General features: G+C 45.1%; 13 protein-coding genes and 1 other annotated feature. Of the genes, 9 read left to right on the forward strand and 4 right to left on the reverse strand.

Annotated elements, in window-relative coordinates; genetic code table 11:
* Positions 1-44: 44 nt before the first annotated feature.
* From LCL96_RS21650 to LCL96_RS21660, 3 genes are all read right to left on the reverse strand, one after another.
* Positions 45-626: a YqaA family protein gene (locus LCL96_RS21650; protein ID WP_224945250.1), complete on the reverse strand. Its 582-nt coding sequence runs from the start codon at positions 624-626 to the stop codon at positions 45-47.
* Between the two features lie 197 nt (positions 627-823).
* Entirely contained in the window at positions 824-2,512 is a 1,689-nt protein-coding gene (gene argS, locus LCL96_RS21655) for an arginine--tRNA ligase (protein ID WP_224945251.1), read from the reverse strand.
* A gap of 46 nt (positions 2,513-2,558) precedes the next feature.
* Positions 2,559-2,764, reverse strand: a binding site (T-box leader).
* A gap of 52 nt (positions 2,765-2,816) precedes the next feature.
* On the reverse strand, positions 2,817-3,992 hold the full coding sequence (locus tag LCL96_RS21660; protein WP_224945253.1) for an FtsW/RodA/SpoVE family cell cycle protein: 1,176 nt from the start codon (positions 3,990-3,992) through the stop codon (positions 2,817-2,819).
* Between the two features lie 406 nt (positions 3,993-4,398).
* Between LCL96_RS21660 and LCL96_RS21665 the strand changes: the two genes are divergently transcribed.
* Positions 4,399-5,178, forward strand: coding sequence for a hypothetical protein (locus LCL96_RS21665; protein WP_224945255.1), 780 nt, complete (start codon positions 4,399-4,401; stop codon positions 5,176-5,178).
* Positions 5,179-5,192: 14 nt separating this feature from the next.
* The gene (sfsA, locus tag LCL96_RS21670) at positions 5,193-5,915 is read left to right on the forward strand and encodes a DNA/RNA nuclease SfsA (RefSeq protein ID WP_224945257.1); all 723 of its coding nucleotides are present in this window, start codon (positions 5,193-5,195) and stop codon (positions 5,913-5,915) included.
* A gap of 38 nt (positions 5,916-5,953) precedes the next feature.
* Here sfsA and LCL96_RS21675 read toward each other — a convergent pair whose 3' ends face one another.
* Positions 5,954-6,442 carry a BsuPI-related putative proteinase inhibitor gene (locus tag LCL96_RS21675; RefSeq protein WP_224945259.1) on the reverse strand — a complete coding sequence of 163 codons (489 nt, stop codon included), beginning with the start codon at positions 6,440-6,442 and terminating at the stop codon, positions 5,954-5,956.
* Positions 6,443-6,628: 186 nt separating this feature from the next.
* Here LCL96_RS21675 and LCL96_RS21680 point away from each other — a divergent pair, with 186 nt between their 5' ends.
* Genes LCL96_RS21680 through LCL96_RS21710 form a run of 7 tightly spaced genes read left to right on the forward strand, consistent with a single transcriptional unit; the run spans position 6,629 to position 13,182 of the window.
* Positions 6,629-7,861 (forward strand): ABC transporter substrate-binding protein, encoded by a 1,233-nt coding sequence (locus LCL96_RS21680; protein ID WP_224945261.1) that lies wholly within the window; start codon positions 6,629-6,631, stop codon positions 7,859-7,861.
* Entirely contained in the window at positions 7,839-8,702 is an 864-nt protein-coding gene (locus LCL96_RS21685; RefSeq protein ID WP_224945263.1) for an ABC transporter permease, read from the forward strand. Before LCL96_RS21680 ends, LCL96_RS21685 begins: the two co-directional genes overlap by 23 nt.
* Before the next feature lie 10 nt (positions 8,703-8,712).
* Positions 8,713-9,510, forward strand: a complete 798-nt coding sequence (locus LCL96_RS21690) for an ABC transporter permease (RefSeq protein WP_224945265.1) — start codon at positions 8,713-8,715, stop codon at positions 9,508-9,510.
* Complete coding sequence (locus LCL96_RS21695; RefSeq protein WP_224945267.1) at positions 9,507-10,475, forward strand: ABC transporter ATP-binding protein; 969 nt, start codon at positions 9,507-9,509, stop codon at positions 10,473-10,475. The genes LCL96_RS21690 and LCL96_RS21695 overlap by 4 nt, the downstream gene beginning before the upstream one ends.
* 11 nt (positions 10,476-10,486) lie before the next feature.
* The gene (locus LCL96_RS21700; RefSeq protein ID WP_224945269.1) at positions 10,487-11,146 is read left to right on the forward strand and encodes a TVP38/TMEM64 family protein; all 660 of its coding nucleotides are present in this window, start codon (positions 10,487-10,489) and stop codon (positions 11,144-11,146) included.
* Positions 11,147-11,160: 14 nt separating this feature from the next.
* The gene (locus LCL96_RS21705) at positions 11,161-11,742 is read left to right on the forward strand and encodes a CDP-alcohol phosphatidyltransferase family protein (RefSeq protein WP_224945271.1); all 582 of its coding nucleotides are present in this window, start codon (positions 11,161-11,163) and stop codon (positions 11,740-11,742) included.
* Positions 11,743-11,754: 12 nt separating this feature from the next.
* The gene (locus LCL96_RS21710) at positions 11,755-13,182 is read left to right on the forward strand and encodes a dihydrolipoyl dehydrogenase family protein (RefSeq protein WP_224945273.1); all 1,428 of its coding nucleotides are present in this window, start codon (positions 11,755-11,757) and stop codon (positions 13,180-13,182) included.
* The last annotated feature ends 219 nt before the right edge of the window (positions 13,183-13,401 follow it).

Raw genomic sequence — 13,401 nt, forward strand, 5'->3', positions numbered from 1 at the left:
CATGGGTACAGTAGTGTACCCCATGCTCTTTTTAATGAAAGTCATCAGGGAGTGCGTTGTTTCTTTTTGATGACTAAGTAGACGAGATATGCAGCAATCAATACTAAACCTGCTGCCAGGGTAAGGAATGTAAAGTTTTCCTCGATGAAAGGCTTTGCCTTTGCCCCGAGAGTCAGGATGATTGTCCCTTCAAGGAAGAAACGAATTCCTCTTCCGATGATGGACCAAATCACCAATACCCTGATTTTCACACCGGAAACCCCTGCGAAAATCGTAAAGATCTTGTAAGGAACAGGTGTCAGTCCGGCAATCAGAAGGGCCATAGGGCCGAATTTAGTAAAGTATTCCTCTACTTTTTGTATGCGTGCTTCTGAGAATAATCGAACAAGAATCGGTCTACCAAGTTTTTTACCGATCAACCAGCCGAAAAGGGCTCCAATGACAGAAGCTGCTGTCGTATAAAGTGCATACAGCAATGCACTGTCAGGGTTGGCGATCGCTAAAGGAATCAGCAACACATCAGGCGGGATGGGAAAGAAAGATGAATCTGCAAATGAAACAAGAATCAGTCCCCAAACACCGTAATCCAATAACCAGGCTTCGAAAGTATGAAGTAGTTCAGACATTGTACTCTCCTTTATAAAAAAAGCGTTAGTTTCAATTAGAACAGAACATAAGAAAGTATATCACTTTTCATATAGGGAGTCATGAAATATCCAATTCATATCACTTCAATACTTAAAAATGCAGATTCCTTCAGGAGTTTCATATCTTTTCAGGAAACACTATTTCTCGGGAAATAGTGACAAAATCTTTTAGAGTTCTACATTTCCGAAGGAGAATTTATCCCGAGTAATCTTAAACCTTCAGCAAGGACAATCCCGACGGCTTGAACCAGCGCAAGGCGGGATTTCTTCTGTGGGTCCTCTGAAATGATTTTCGTTTTACCATAATATCGATTGAAGCTTTGTGAAGTGTCGATTAGATATTTGGCAATGACGGATGGGGCATAGTGCTGCCAGGCTTTTTCAATGATTTCCGGGAATAACCTCAGCTGTTTGACCACTTCCCAGCTCTCGGCATCATCAAGACCATCAAATTTCAGGGAATAGGTTTCTCCTGCTTTCCTGAGCAGTGACTGGGCTCTGGCATATGTGTATTGGATATAAGGACCAGTCTCTCCTTCAAAAGTAAGCATGTGATCCAATGAGAATTCAATATCATTGAGACGGTCGTTTTTTAGGTCGTGGAATATGACAGCACCTACTCCGACATCTCTTGCGACTGAGGGTGCATTTTCTAAGCCGGGATTCTTCAGCGTAATGTTCTCCTCCGCCATTGTGATTGCTTCTTGGAGCACTTCTTCGAGAAGGATGACCCTGCCTTTACGTGTCGACATCTTCTTTCCATCCTTTAGATATAGTCCGAATGGAATATGCTTCATGTCATCTGCCCAGTCATATCCAAGCTTTTTCAGCACCGTCATGACTTGCTTGAAATGGATCGTCTGTTCCTGGCCGACGATATAAAGGGCTTCATCAAAGTGATATTGACGCTTCCGGTAGAGGGCGGCTGCCAGGTCCCTTGTAGCATAAAGAGTGGCTCCATCCGATTTCTTGATCAGGCAGGGAGGCAGATTCCCCTCATCCATCCGAACAACTTGGGCCCCTTGAGACTCCTCAAGAAGTTGGTGTTCCTGAAGCAATGTCACGATTTCATCCATCTTATCATTGAAAAATGCTTCCCCGTTATAGGAGTCGAATTTAACACCCAGTAAGGAGTAGATCGTTTTGAAGGCTTGGAGTGATTCATCCTTAAACCATTTCCAAAGCTCCGTGACTTCTTCATCCCCATCTTCCAAAAGCTTAAAGGCTCTTCGCCCTTCATTCTCAAGGCCGGGATCGAGTTCTGCTTCCTCATGAAACCTTTTGTATAGAACGAATAATTCGGCGATCGGGTTTTCTTTCACTTTTTCGGGGTCTCCCCATTTTTTAAACGCGACGATCAGTTTTCCAAATTGTGTACCCCAATCCCCGATATAATTAATCTTCTCGGTCGAGTAGCCGCATTTCTCAGCGATGGTTGCAATGGCATTCCCGATGACCGTTGAACGGAGGTGCCCCATGGAGAATGGTTTGGCGATGTTGGGGGAGGACATGTCTAATACGATGGTCTTCTTTTCTCCGAAGGTTTGTGTTCCATAATCCTTCCCTTTTCCCAAAATATCTGAAACGATTTCCTTCCCTGCTTTTGCCCGGTTGAAGTGAATATTAAGATAAGGACCTACTGCCTCCACCTTGGTGAAAAGGGGAGAGGTAAAGGTGACAGACCATTCATTGGCGATTTGTACGGGGGATTTCTTATAGACTTTAGCCAGCTGGAAGCATGGGAAAGCCAGGTCACCCAGATGACTATGTTTTGGGGTTTCAATCAAATCCCACAGAACATTTTCGCTCCAATCAGGCAGGAGCTGTGCTTTTATTTCATGAGCCAGTAAAGATTTCAAATCCATTTTAGAACACCTCCATTAATATAAAACACAAAAAAACTCGTCTCTACACAGAGACGAGTTTAGCTCGCGGTACCACTCTTATTTCCAATAAGGACACTCATTGTATAACGGGAGATCCCGGCTTTTCCCTACTCCGATTTCGGGGAAAACTTCTCGGAAGTGCGGTTCATCCATGGTTTCACACCAGGCTTCCACCACCCCCGGCTCGCTTTTGATTTACGTCAGGATTACTCTCTTCTTCATTGAATGTTCGATATCTAATTACTATTATTTTACACATCCTGAGGATGAATGCAACCAGTAATTAGGAATCTTCTGAAGAAAACATATACGTTTTGTGGTGGAACCTCATACTGAACACGAGGCCGAGGGCCAGCATATTCCCCATCAGTGAGCTTCCCCCATAGCTGATGAACGGAAGGGGGATACCGGTGATTGGGAGTAATTGAATCGTCATTCCAATGTTCTGGAACACGTGGAATGTGATCATGCTGATAATCCCTGCACACACATAAGCGTTGAAGGGCTCTTTCGTATCAAGGGCCGTCTTGGTCAAATGATAGATCAGCAGGAAGTATAAGCTGATGACGACACTTGCACCGATAAACCCGTACTCTTCACCGATGACGCTGAATATAAAGTCCGTATGGTTTTCCGGGATATACACTTCCCGGTCGCTGTAGCCTTTTCCGAAAATCTGACCCGAACCAATGGCATTAAGGGAGTTGATTAAGTGAAAACCCTCCAATTTTGCGTAGTTATAAGGGTCTAGCCAGGCATAAATCCGGCCGAATTGATATGGCTTTACGTTTAAGTACTTTTCCAATATCTCTGGTGCCCAAATCACGAGTGAAAGGATGCCCGCTCCTATCACCCCGATGGATGCGTAAATGGGAACGATCAACTTCCACGTAATACCTGAAACGAGGATGATCCCCGTCATAATGGCCAATATGACCAGTGATGTCCCTAAATCCGGCTGCTGCATGATGAAAGCAAGGGGAACAAGGGTGGTCAAGCCGATTTTAATTAACAACTGAAAGTCTGTCTGTACGGTTTTTCTTGGATTAAGTTCATGATGGTTGGTAATGACGCGCGCAAGAGCAAGGATTAAGAATGTCTTCATGAATTCTGAAGGCTGTATAGACCCAAGCGGTCCCAGCATGAACCAGCTTTTGGCTCCATTCCGATGAGGTGCGATGCTCTCTGGTGAAATCAATAATAACACGAGCAAGAAAATGCCCGCACCGTATATGTACCAGGCAAGCCGCTTATACTGATCCGAATCCAGGAATAATGCTGCCCCAATAATGATTCCACCCACTACATACCAAAATGCTTGTCTAATGACGAAGTTTGTTCCATACTGCCCTGAGGTCTGGGCGCTGCTGATTCCCATTGCGCTTACGATGAAGAACAGCATTAATAAAAAGAGAAGACCCCAATCGATCTTATCAGCAAATCGCTGGCGAGTTTCCATATTCTATTCACCTGAATTTCTAAAGATTTCACATTCCCTAGTCTAATAGAAATGAAGGGAAATTTCTACTCATGACCGGAGAAATCGTTGAACTTCTATCGGGATTGGACGGGTACTTTGGAGCACTCAGGGAAATGAATTCATTGGAAATGTAGATAGCAGAAGGGCTCATGGAAAGAATAGAGAGAGAGAATTCCATTTATTACATATTTGTGCTGGGCATTTGTTATTAAAAATAGTGCTAATTTAAAATCCATACAGTCTGTAGTACCGGGATATGACTATTTTCGACAATTCCCTGCGACTTTTGTCATCATTTTGAAATGAAATAGAAAAGAACAAGTGTCTTCTTTATTTGATAAAATAGAAAATATGAACTGTGCACCGTGTTAATCAGATGGAGGGAATGTTCTTGAAGGCAAATAATCGAGTTAAAGATATCATCTATGTTCATAAGAATCCGGAGCGTCAATACGTCGTTTCTTACGGAATTCATTTCAATGAATTTGTTATGAATGCCCGTAAACCCTTAAAGAACTTACTTCTCATAAAGCATCAGTACGAGCATGGTGCTTTTAATATACATACCCATATGGAATATGTAGAAAAGGACGAAATGAAAAAGATTATGAACGACGGGGTTCAAAACTATGGGGATTTCTGCTGGATTGACTTTGAAGAGGAAGTTGGAGTCGATGAATTGAACGGTCAGGAAATTGCGGAACTGCTTTATATGGGGCATATCAAGCAGCCGTTAAACCCTCCTTTTTATTCCAAGCTGAATAATCGCTACGCCTATCTTTCGCATGATGACGGCTGGTTCAATAAGGTTTATTACCGTGACTTCGAGGACTTCTATCATATGCTGGGATCGACCCTTTCATCAAAGCTGAGCTCCATCAAGGGTGGGAAAGGACTGTTCGGTATGAAAAAGGAAAAGCCTTACCCTGTGATCGGAAAGGAAGTCATTCATTCCTTCAGGGACAAGCTTAAAGAAGGGATGGTCATTTCCCTTGAAAAAGCTGTCCTGACAAGAGGGAAAATTGAAATTCCCATCTGGGTGATGGGGGATTATTATGATATGGATGAAATGGCGGAGGATTATGAACAGATTCGCAAGTCCCCTGCGAACGGATTATTATCCTATGACCGCAAGACGAAGAGCTGGAGTGCTCTGCTTAAATGAGAGGCCGTGAAGACATGGTAGAAATACCATTCCATGACACATTGATTCAAGGAATCTTTCTTGAGAGGCTCAATCGGTTTGTACTGGAATGCGAGCTTCCTTCGGGTTCAAAAGAAAAAGTTCATTTACCCGATCCCGGAAGATTGAAGGACTTACTGGTGCCAGGGGGGCCGATATGGCTTCAGGAATCCAATGATCCAAAAAGAAAAACGAAATGGTCAGCTGTCATGACATATGACTCCACAAATGATAGTTATGTATCATTAAATACTCAATATCCCAACCGGCTGGTGTTGAAGGCCTTGCAGCTGGAAATAATGGATGAACTAAAGGAATGGCGCCTTGAAAAAGCCGAATATAAGGCAGGGGGGTCTCGTTTTGACTTCCTTCTAACCCATAAGAAAAATGATGAAAAGTTACTACTTGAAGTCAAAAGTGTCACGATGATCGAGGACGGAATAGGTAAATTTCCCGACGCCGTTACGGCAAGAGGAGCAAGGCATGTCGAAGAACTCACTCATTTTCAGAGGAATGGAAGCTATCAAACAGCAGTCCTATTCATTGCCCAGCGTACAGACCTTAAGGCCATCACTTCAGCGCCGGAAATCGACCCGCATTTTGCACGGATCATGGAAGCAGCCGCGGATCAAGGAGTGCGTTTCATGGGAAGAAGCTGCATCGTGACGCCTGAACGTATCACTCTGGGTGGTTCTGTTCCTGTATATACAAAGGATTAATCTCACCATATGTGCAGATTAATCCTTTTTTTGATCTCTTATTCAATTTCAACGGCAGTCGTCGCTTTATAATCCTGATCTCCCTTGGCAGTCATCCATACCGTCAATGTATATGAGCCGCTCTCGAGCTTCGGCAGGACAATTTTCTGAGTAAATGCTTCTCCTTGCTTCACTGTGATTTCCTGCAAGGCCTGGGTATACATCTTATTCTTTGAATCTTTATATACGACCTCGCCTTTTTCGTTTCTCAGTTCGTAGTCGATCTTCTGTCCTGAAGAGAATTCAAAGGTTTTTTCCTGTTCGGTTTGGTTTTTCACTGAATATACGTAAACATTCTGATCTGCTGCATCCTGCTTTGTTAATGAAGGTTCCATTGCGCCTGCGACAATTCCTTTCTGCACGGTCATATCCTCACCTGCTTCCTGATTCGTTCCATTATTCGTCGAATCGCTGTCGTTTTCATCAGCCGTCCCACATCCGGCCATTCCCGCCATAAGAATGATGGTGATCATCAGTAATCGCTTCACGTTAAAGTCACCTCCTTACCGTATTAGACAAGGTTTGAGTCAAAAGGTTACAAGCTGTATAAAATATGAGCAAGAAGACATAGGTCATCGATAGGGCAATCATTTTCTTATGTAAGGCAGATTACTTTTTTATATTAATCGGTCCAGTACAATAGAATTATAGTAAAGCGCAGAGGAGTAGGATGGATGAAAAAATGGTTAGCTATACTGGGCGTCATTTCCTTACTGTTAGTATCGGCTTGTGATTCTTCAAATATAAATGGTGCCGGTAAAATTCCGGACGGAGATTGGAAGACGATCGCGTCGAATGCAGAAGGGACCAAAGTGAATATGTTCATGTGGGGAGGAGATGAAGGGATCAATCGATATATAGATGAGGTCATGGCTCCCATGCTGAAAGAAAAGCATCATATCGAACTGAACCGTGTACCTTTGGATACAACTGAAATCCTTCAGAAGCTGCAAACGGAGAAACGGGCTGACAAAGAAAAGGGCACGATCGATATCGTCTGGATCAACGGTGAGAATTTTAAAAATGCAAAAGAAAATAAGTTATTGGCAGGTTCATTCACGGACCAGCTGCCGAATTACAACCAATATTACGATACAACGAGCGACGCCTTCCGTTATGATTTTGGAACGGAAACGGAAGGGTTCGAAGCACCGTGGGGAAAGGTTCAATTCGTTTTTTTCTATAATAGTGAGAAAGTGAACCATCCTCCTTCTACCTTTGAGGAACTGAAAACGTTCATGAAAGAGAATCCAGGGAAATTTACGTATCCAAATCCGAGTGATTTCACAGGGAATGCGTTTCTTAGACATCTTCTTTATGCGAAAACAGACAAGAATCTGGTTCAGGAGGGGTTTGATGAAGAGAATGCGAACAGACTAGGAACCGATGCCTGGAAAGAATTAAACGAACTGAAGCCATACTTATGGCGTCAAGGGGAAACCTATCCTGCCACCTTAACTGATCTTGATAAGCTGTACAGTCAGGGAGAGGTATGGATGACGATGGGGTATAACGAAGCGAGGGCCGAGCATTTGATCAAAGACGGAGTCTTCCCCGAAAGTACGAAGTCCTTCCTATTAGAGGACGTCGGGTCAATCGGAAACACCCATTTCCTGGCGATTCCATTTAATAGTCCGAATAAAGAAGGGGCCATGGTGACCATTAATGAGTTTTTATCACCAGAAGCACAGTATGAGAAATTGAAGCCGGATTATTGGGGGGAAAGTTCTCCTATCTCTTACGACAAGCTTGATGAGGAATGGAGAGAGAAATTCATGGGAATTGATCGTGGAAAAAGTGTACTGGAGGCATCTGAGCTTGAGAAACATTTCAAAGGTGAGCTTGATGCCGCCTATGTGGAATGGCTAAAGGAGAACTGGAACCGTGAAGTGGTTGAAAGTCAATAATGCGTTCCTCATCCTTCCAGGCGTTCTCTTTTTTCTATTGATTCCGGGGCTTGGGATTGTCCTTGCAATCTTTGAAAGTGTAAGGGACAGAGGAACCTTCACCTTTGCACATTACCAGGAATTGATTGTAGAGGACCGGTTTATCTCTTCCGTCCTTTTCAGCTTGATGGTGACTTCCATCTCAACCATCCTGGCCCTTGTGATTGGCCTGGGAATCGTAAAGGCCTTCTCTCCGTTGTTAAAGGATAATAAGCATAAATTGCTGGTGTGGATCCCAATGCTCGTTCCCCACTTTGTATGGGCTTATCTTGTCTATTTACTCTTCAATCAGAGCGGTTTCTTCTCGAATGTAGCCGGTTTGCTTGGATGGATAGACGATCGCAGTCAGTTCCCGATAGTGGTTCAGGACCGGAACGGGGTCGGAATTATCTTGACGTATGTGTGGAAGGAAGTCCCATTTGTGACCCTGATGATGCTGCCTGTGTATGCTACCCTGTCAAAAAGGTATAAAGAGGTTGCTTCATTATTGGGAGCGGGACCATATCAAGCCTTCTGGGTAGCGGAATGGCCTTTGATCTTTCCGGTGTTTATTGAAACCGGAGCGATATTATTTGCCTTCATCTTTACCGCATTCGAGGTTCCGCAGCTTCTTGGAGTGACGTCCCCGCAAATGCTTGCCATTCTAGCATACGACTGGTTTTACAGCGGAAGCTGGAGTGATCGTCCGTTGGCGTTTGCTTCGCTTGTCCTGACAGGTCTCGTGATCGGGATCATCATGTGGGTCGTCCTTTATATGACGAATAAAAAGCGAATGCACATCACTAAAGGGATTGGGAATTAGGGGTGTTACGTTGAGGAAATCAATCTTTTACAGCATATCATTTATTCTATTTGTCTTTCCCCTTCTCTTTTTAGTATATAAAAGCTTTTATGGTGTGTGGGTATGGGGGAGCCCCGATCAAGGAAATCCGAGTGTAAGAGCGTGGGAACGGTTGTTGAATCAAGGGGAGTTCCTGGATTCCATAGGGATATCGATTTGGATCGCCCTTATCGTCCTGGCCCTCAATCTTGTGATCGGCATCACCTCTGGAAAGGTATATGCCTTCTCCTCTTTCAGGGGGAAATCGATGCTTGAAGCGCTCATGATGCTTCCCCTTTTTATACCGGTATTGGTTGTGGCCATCGGTCTTCATATCACGTTTATCCGATATGGTCTTTCGGATCATTGGCTTGGAGTGGCCCTCGTCCATCTGGTCCCGACGATCCCTTACAGCATCAAAATGTTTAAGACAGGCTATGAACGAATCGGTTCTAAATTAATTGAACAATCAACCATCCTTGGGGGAAGCTCCTTACAACGCCTGTACCATGTTGAATTACCTCTGCTTCTACCAAGCATCCGGAGTGTGTTGTTCCTGACAATTGTCATTTCCTTAAGTCAATACGTCCTTACTGCGATCATAGGGGGAGGGAACGTGGTGACCCTGGCAATGGTTTACTACCCATTTACCAATACGGCAGACGAAGCGGTCGCAGCTGCATTCTCTATTGTGTTTGCCCTTATCCCCATCGCGTTTTATATCATGTTGGAAGGATGCTTGACTGTCATGCTCCCATATCAGCATCTAAGAGCGAGGAAGAAGCTGTGAATACATTCATAGAGATTCAAGGAATATCAAAAACATTTAAAGAGAAAGAAATATTAACAGACACGACGCTTACACTGAACAAAGGTGAGATCCTTTCCCTGGTGGGAGCATCGGGTTCAGGTAAATCAACCTTTCTGCGCATTCTATCAGGCTTAGAATCTGCCACGCAGGGAAAGGTGTTAATAGAAGGAAACGATATTTCTTCCATCAGACCTCAGAACCGCCCCATCGGGATGGTCTTTCAACAACCTTTATTATTCCCTCATATGAATGTTCTTGAAAATGTCATGTATGGGTTAAAGATGAAAGGGAGAAGAAAAAAGGAAACCAAGGAGAGGGCAATGGACTATATCGAAAGAGTCGGTCTTGGGGAATTCATGCACCACTATCCTTCAGAGCTCTCCGGGGGTCAGCAGCAGCGGGTGTCCCTGATCCGTTCCCTCATCCTGAAGCCAAAGCTATTGCTTCTGGATGAACCATTCAGCAGTCTTGATCTGCAATTGAGGAAAGAATTGAGACACTGGGTCAGGAGCATTCTAAAGGAAGAAGAAACCACGGTTATATTCGTGACCCATGACCGGGATGAAGCGTATGAGATGGGGGATCGCGTGGCAGTGTTACACGATGGGCGATTCTTGCAGATAGGTAGTCCAGATGAGATCTATTACCGGCCCGCATCCCCATTTGTCGCGTCATTCATGAGCGATGGCCTCATCTTAAGAGGGCGGCAGTTTGTTCATGCTTCCCAAATAAAGGTCAGCTCTAGCGGTCAGGGTGTTTTGTCCCCGAAATGGAAGGGAGCGGTAAAGCAAAAACGTTTCATAGCGGGAACGAATATTTATGAAGTATGGGTGGAGGATTTGAAGCAAAAACTGAATCTCCCCCTTGACGGGCACTCATCACTCGAGGCGGTCTGGCTATATACCGAGGAAGAGAACATTCAGACGTTTCATCAAGAGGAGTAGGAGGGAAGACAATGAAGAAGAAGGAAATAGGCAAAATTCTGCTGTTTATTGCAATTTTACTATCCCTCATGTGGCTGAGCCGAAATTTCTTCCAGGTCAAGCCGCATGATATAAGGGATTGGATCGTGTCATTTGGTATATGGGCTCCGATTGTCTTTATCGTGGTATATACGATCCGACCACTGATCCTTTTCCCGGCTTCCATCCTTTCACTGGCGGCAGGACTTGCTTTCGGCGCTGTCCAAGGTTTCTTTTATATTATTTTAGGTGCCCTCGGCGGTGCAACGGTCGCCTACTATGCAGCAAGCTTCCTTGGAGAAAAATTATTAAAAAGACCATCTGCCAGAATGGAGAAAATACAGGCCAAGATGGAGGAGAGCGGCTTCTTTTATGTCCTCCTATTACGCCTCGTTCCATTCCTCAATTTTGATTTGATCAGCTATCTGGCTGGGATGGGGAAGGTGAAATACGTTCCGTACATTCTTGCTACAGCCATCGGAATTTTACCGGGCACGTTTGGTTACGTCTTTCTAGGGTCAAGCTTGGTAGGAGAAGATCGAACGAAATTATATATTGCCCTCGCATTTTTCCTGGTCATGATCATCGTACCACTCATTTTCAAAAAGAAGATGAAAGCATGGCTGGGGTTATCGGGGAAAGAAGATAAATAAAGGATGGGAACAATATGTTAGACACTCACGCCCGCAAATGGGTGCAGCCAAGTATAGAGGGAACGGCAAGGCTGTTTTTAAAAAAAGGACTATCAGCCAATCAGGTGACGCTCACGGCCTTTGTCGTGGGGTCGGTCACTGGACTGGTGTATTACTTGGGATTTCCGTTCATCGCCGTCACCTTATTATGGCTGTCCGGGTTCCTCGACGCAGTGGACGGAACGATGGCACGATTGACCAAGCCTTCTCCGTTCGGGACCGTCATGGATGTGACCTTTGATCGAATCGTTGAGATCAGTGTCCTCCTTGGCGTTGCTTTCCTGCACCCTGACATTATGTGGGCCACCCTCTTATTGAGTGTCTCCATCATCATCTCCATGACCATTTTTCTCACAGTCGGAGCCGTATCAGAGAAGCAGGGGATGAAGTCATTCTATTACCAGGCGGGACTCGCTGAGAGGACGGAAGGATTCATTCTATTCAGCGTCATGATGCTATTTCCCTCGATAGTCCTGTGGACGACGTTACTATTTTTTGCAGTGGAATTGTACACGGGTATCCAGCGGTTTCTGGAAGCGAAACGATTACTTTCATAAGGAGAGATGAAGATGGATCAATACGATTTGATAGTCATAGGGGGAGGCGCCGGTGGACTGACCGTCGCATCGGGAGCCGCTTCCCTTGGAGCCAAAGTAGCCCTTGTCGAAAAAAGCGGTGTGCTTGGCGGGGACTGCCTGCACTTTGGCTGCGTTCCGTCAAAGGCATTCATCCAGGCAGCAAGGGAAGTAGCTACTATAAGGAAAGGTGATGCTTTTGGATTCGAAACCAAAGGGACCGTTGACATGAAAAAGGTGAAAGAGAAAGTCAAAGGAGCCATAGCGCATATCCAACAGCATGACGATCCCGAGCGCTTCCTGGAATTAGGGGTCGATATCTATTTCGGTGGAGCCGAGTTCCTGGATCCCCACACCATTCTGGTGGAGAAAGAGGACAGGATCTCAGGGAAAAGGATTGTCGTGGCCACAGGATCAAGTCCTAGGGTACCAGATATCCAAGGCCTTTCTGAGGTAGAGTATCACACAAATGAAACGATATTCGACGTCGAGGAACTGCCAAACCGGGTTGTGTTCGTGGGAGGAGGTCCGATCGGACTTGAGCTTGCCCAGGCATTTTCCCACTTAGGTGCTGAAGCTGTTGTCCTGGAACAACATGATGAGGTTTTAGTGAAAGAAGATAAAGAAATTCGTGAAGTGGCAGCCGACATACTAGAAAAGGATATCCAGTTTGTGTATGGAGCAGAGATCAAACGGGTTTCAAAGCGGGATGGCAGGCAGAAAACGATCCATTATATGAAAGACGGTGTGGAGCATTCTGTTAATGGGGACCTATTATTTTTGGCAACCGGCCGCAAGCCCGGGACGGAATCTTTAAACCTGTCTGCAGCAGGCGTGGAAATGGACGACCGCGGTTTCATCAAAGTGAATGATGAACTAAGAACGAATCATCCACATATTTTCGCCATCGGGGACGTGAACGGCCGCTACCCATTCACCCACGGAGCCGGAATGGAAGGGAAGCTCGTCGTCCAAAATGCTGTGTTCGGATTGAAACGAAAGGTTTCCTACAAAAAGCTACCTTGGACAACCTATACGACACCAGAAATCTTTCATATCGGATTGACCGAAGAAGAGGCCATGGAAAAAGGAATACAGTATAAAGTCTTTAAGAAGACATTGGACGAAGTCGACCGCTTCGTTGCCGACCACCGAACCGAAGGACTCGTCAAAATCATCACAGACTCAAGCGGGAAAATACTCGGTGCCCACGCAGTCGGTTCCGGTGCAGGAGACTGGATGCAACCCGTCGTATTCGCCATGGAAAAAGGAAGCAAGATCGGTGCTCTATCCAATATGGTCTACCCTTATCCGAATCACGCAGCAGCTGTACAGCAGGTAGCGGACCTCTATTGGAGGGAGAAGCTGTTTGATGGAGTATTGCCTGTGATTAGTAAGAAGTATGTGGAGTTGTTTAGATAGATAGGTATGAGTGCGCGGCTGCTGGTTGGTGGTCGTGTTTTTTTTGTGTGGGTTGGGGTGTGGGATGTGGCGAGTGGTGGCGTTCACAATTTGGCCCAATAAACCGGGGAAGTGGCCCAATAAATGCCGAAAGTGGCCCAATTTATATTAAATGTGGCCCGAAAAACCCACAAAGTGGCCCAATAACCGATATCATGAAAACTCAACTCACAATATATT

It is taken from the genome of Rossellomorea aquimaris (genome assembly GCF_020172085.1).
GTDB classification, from domain to species: Bacteria; Bacillota; Bacilli; order Bacillales; family Bacillaceae_B; genus Rossellomorea; species Rossellomorea aquimaris_E.

Excerpts from the sequence above, each read along its gene's own strand:
- sfsA (WP_224945257.1), top strand. The coding sequence starts at position 5,193 with ATGGTAGAAATACCATTCCATGACACATTGATTCAAGGAATCTTTCTT.
- argS (WP_224945251.1), bottom strand. The coding sequence starts at position 2,512 with ATGGATTTGAAATCTTTACTGGCTCATGAAATAAAAGCACAGCTCCTG.
- LCL96_RS21680 (WP_224945261.1), top strand. The coding sequence starts at position 6,629 with ATGAAAAAATGGTTAGCTATACTGGGCGTCATTTCCTTACTGTTAGTA.
- LCL96_RS21665 (WP_224945255.1), top strand. The coding sequence starts at position 4,399 with ATGTTCTTGAAGGCAAATAATCGAGTTAAAGATATCATCTATGTTCAT.
- LCL96_RS21705 (WP_224945271.1), top strand. The coding sequence starts at position 11,161 with ATGTTAGACACTCACGCCCGCAAATGGGTGCAGCCAAGTATAGAGGGA.
- LCL96_RS21710 (WP_224945273.1), top strand. The coding sequence starts at position 11,755 with ATGGATCAATACGATTTGATAGTCATAGGGGGAGGCGCCGGTGGACTG.
- LCL96_RS21660 (WP_224945253.1), bottom strand. The coding sequence starts at position 3,992 with ATGGAAACTCGCCAGCGATTTGCTGATAAGATCGATTGGGGTCTTCTC.
- LCL96_RS21650 (WP_224945250.1), bottom strand. The coding sequence starts at position 626 with ATGTCTGAACTACTTCATACTTTCGAAGCCTGGTTATTGGATTACGGT.
- LCL96_RS21700 (WP_224945269.1), top strand. The coding sequence starts at position 10,487 with ATGAAGAAGAAGGAAATAGGCAAAATTCTGCTGTTTATTGCAATTTTA.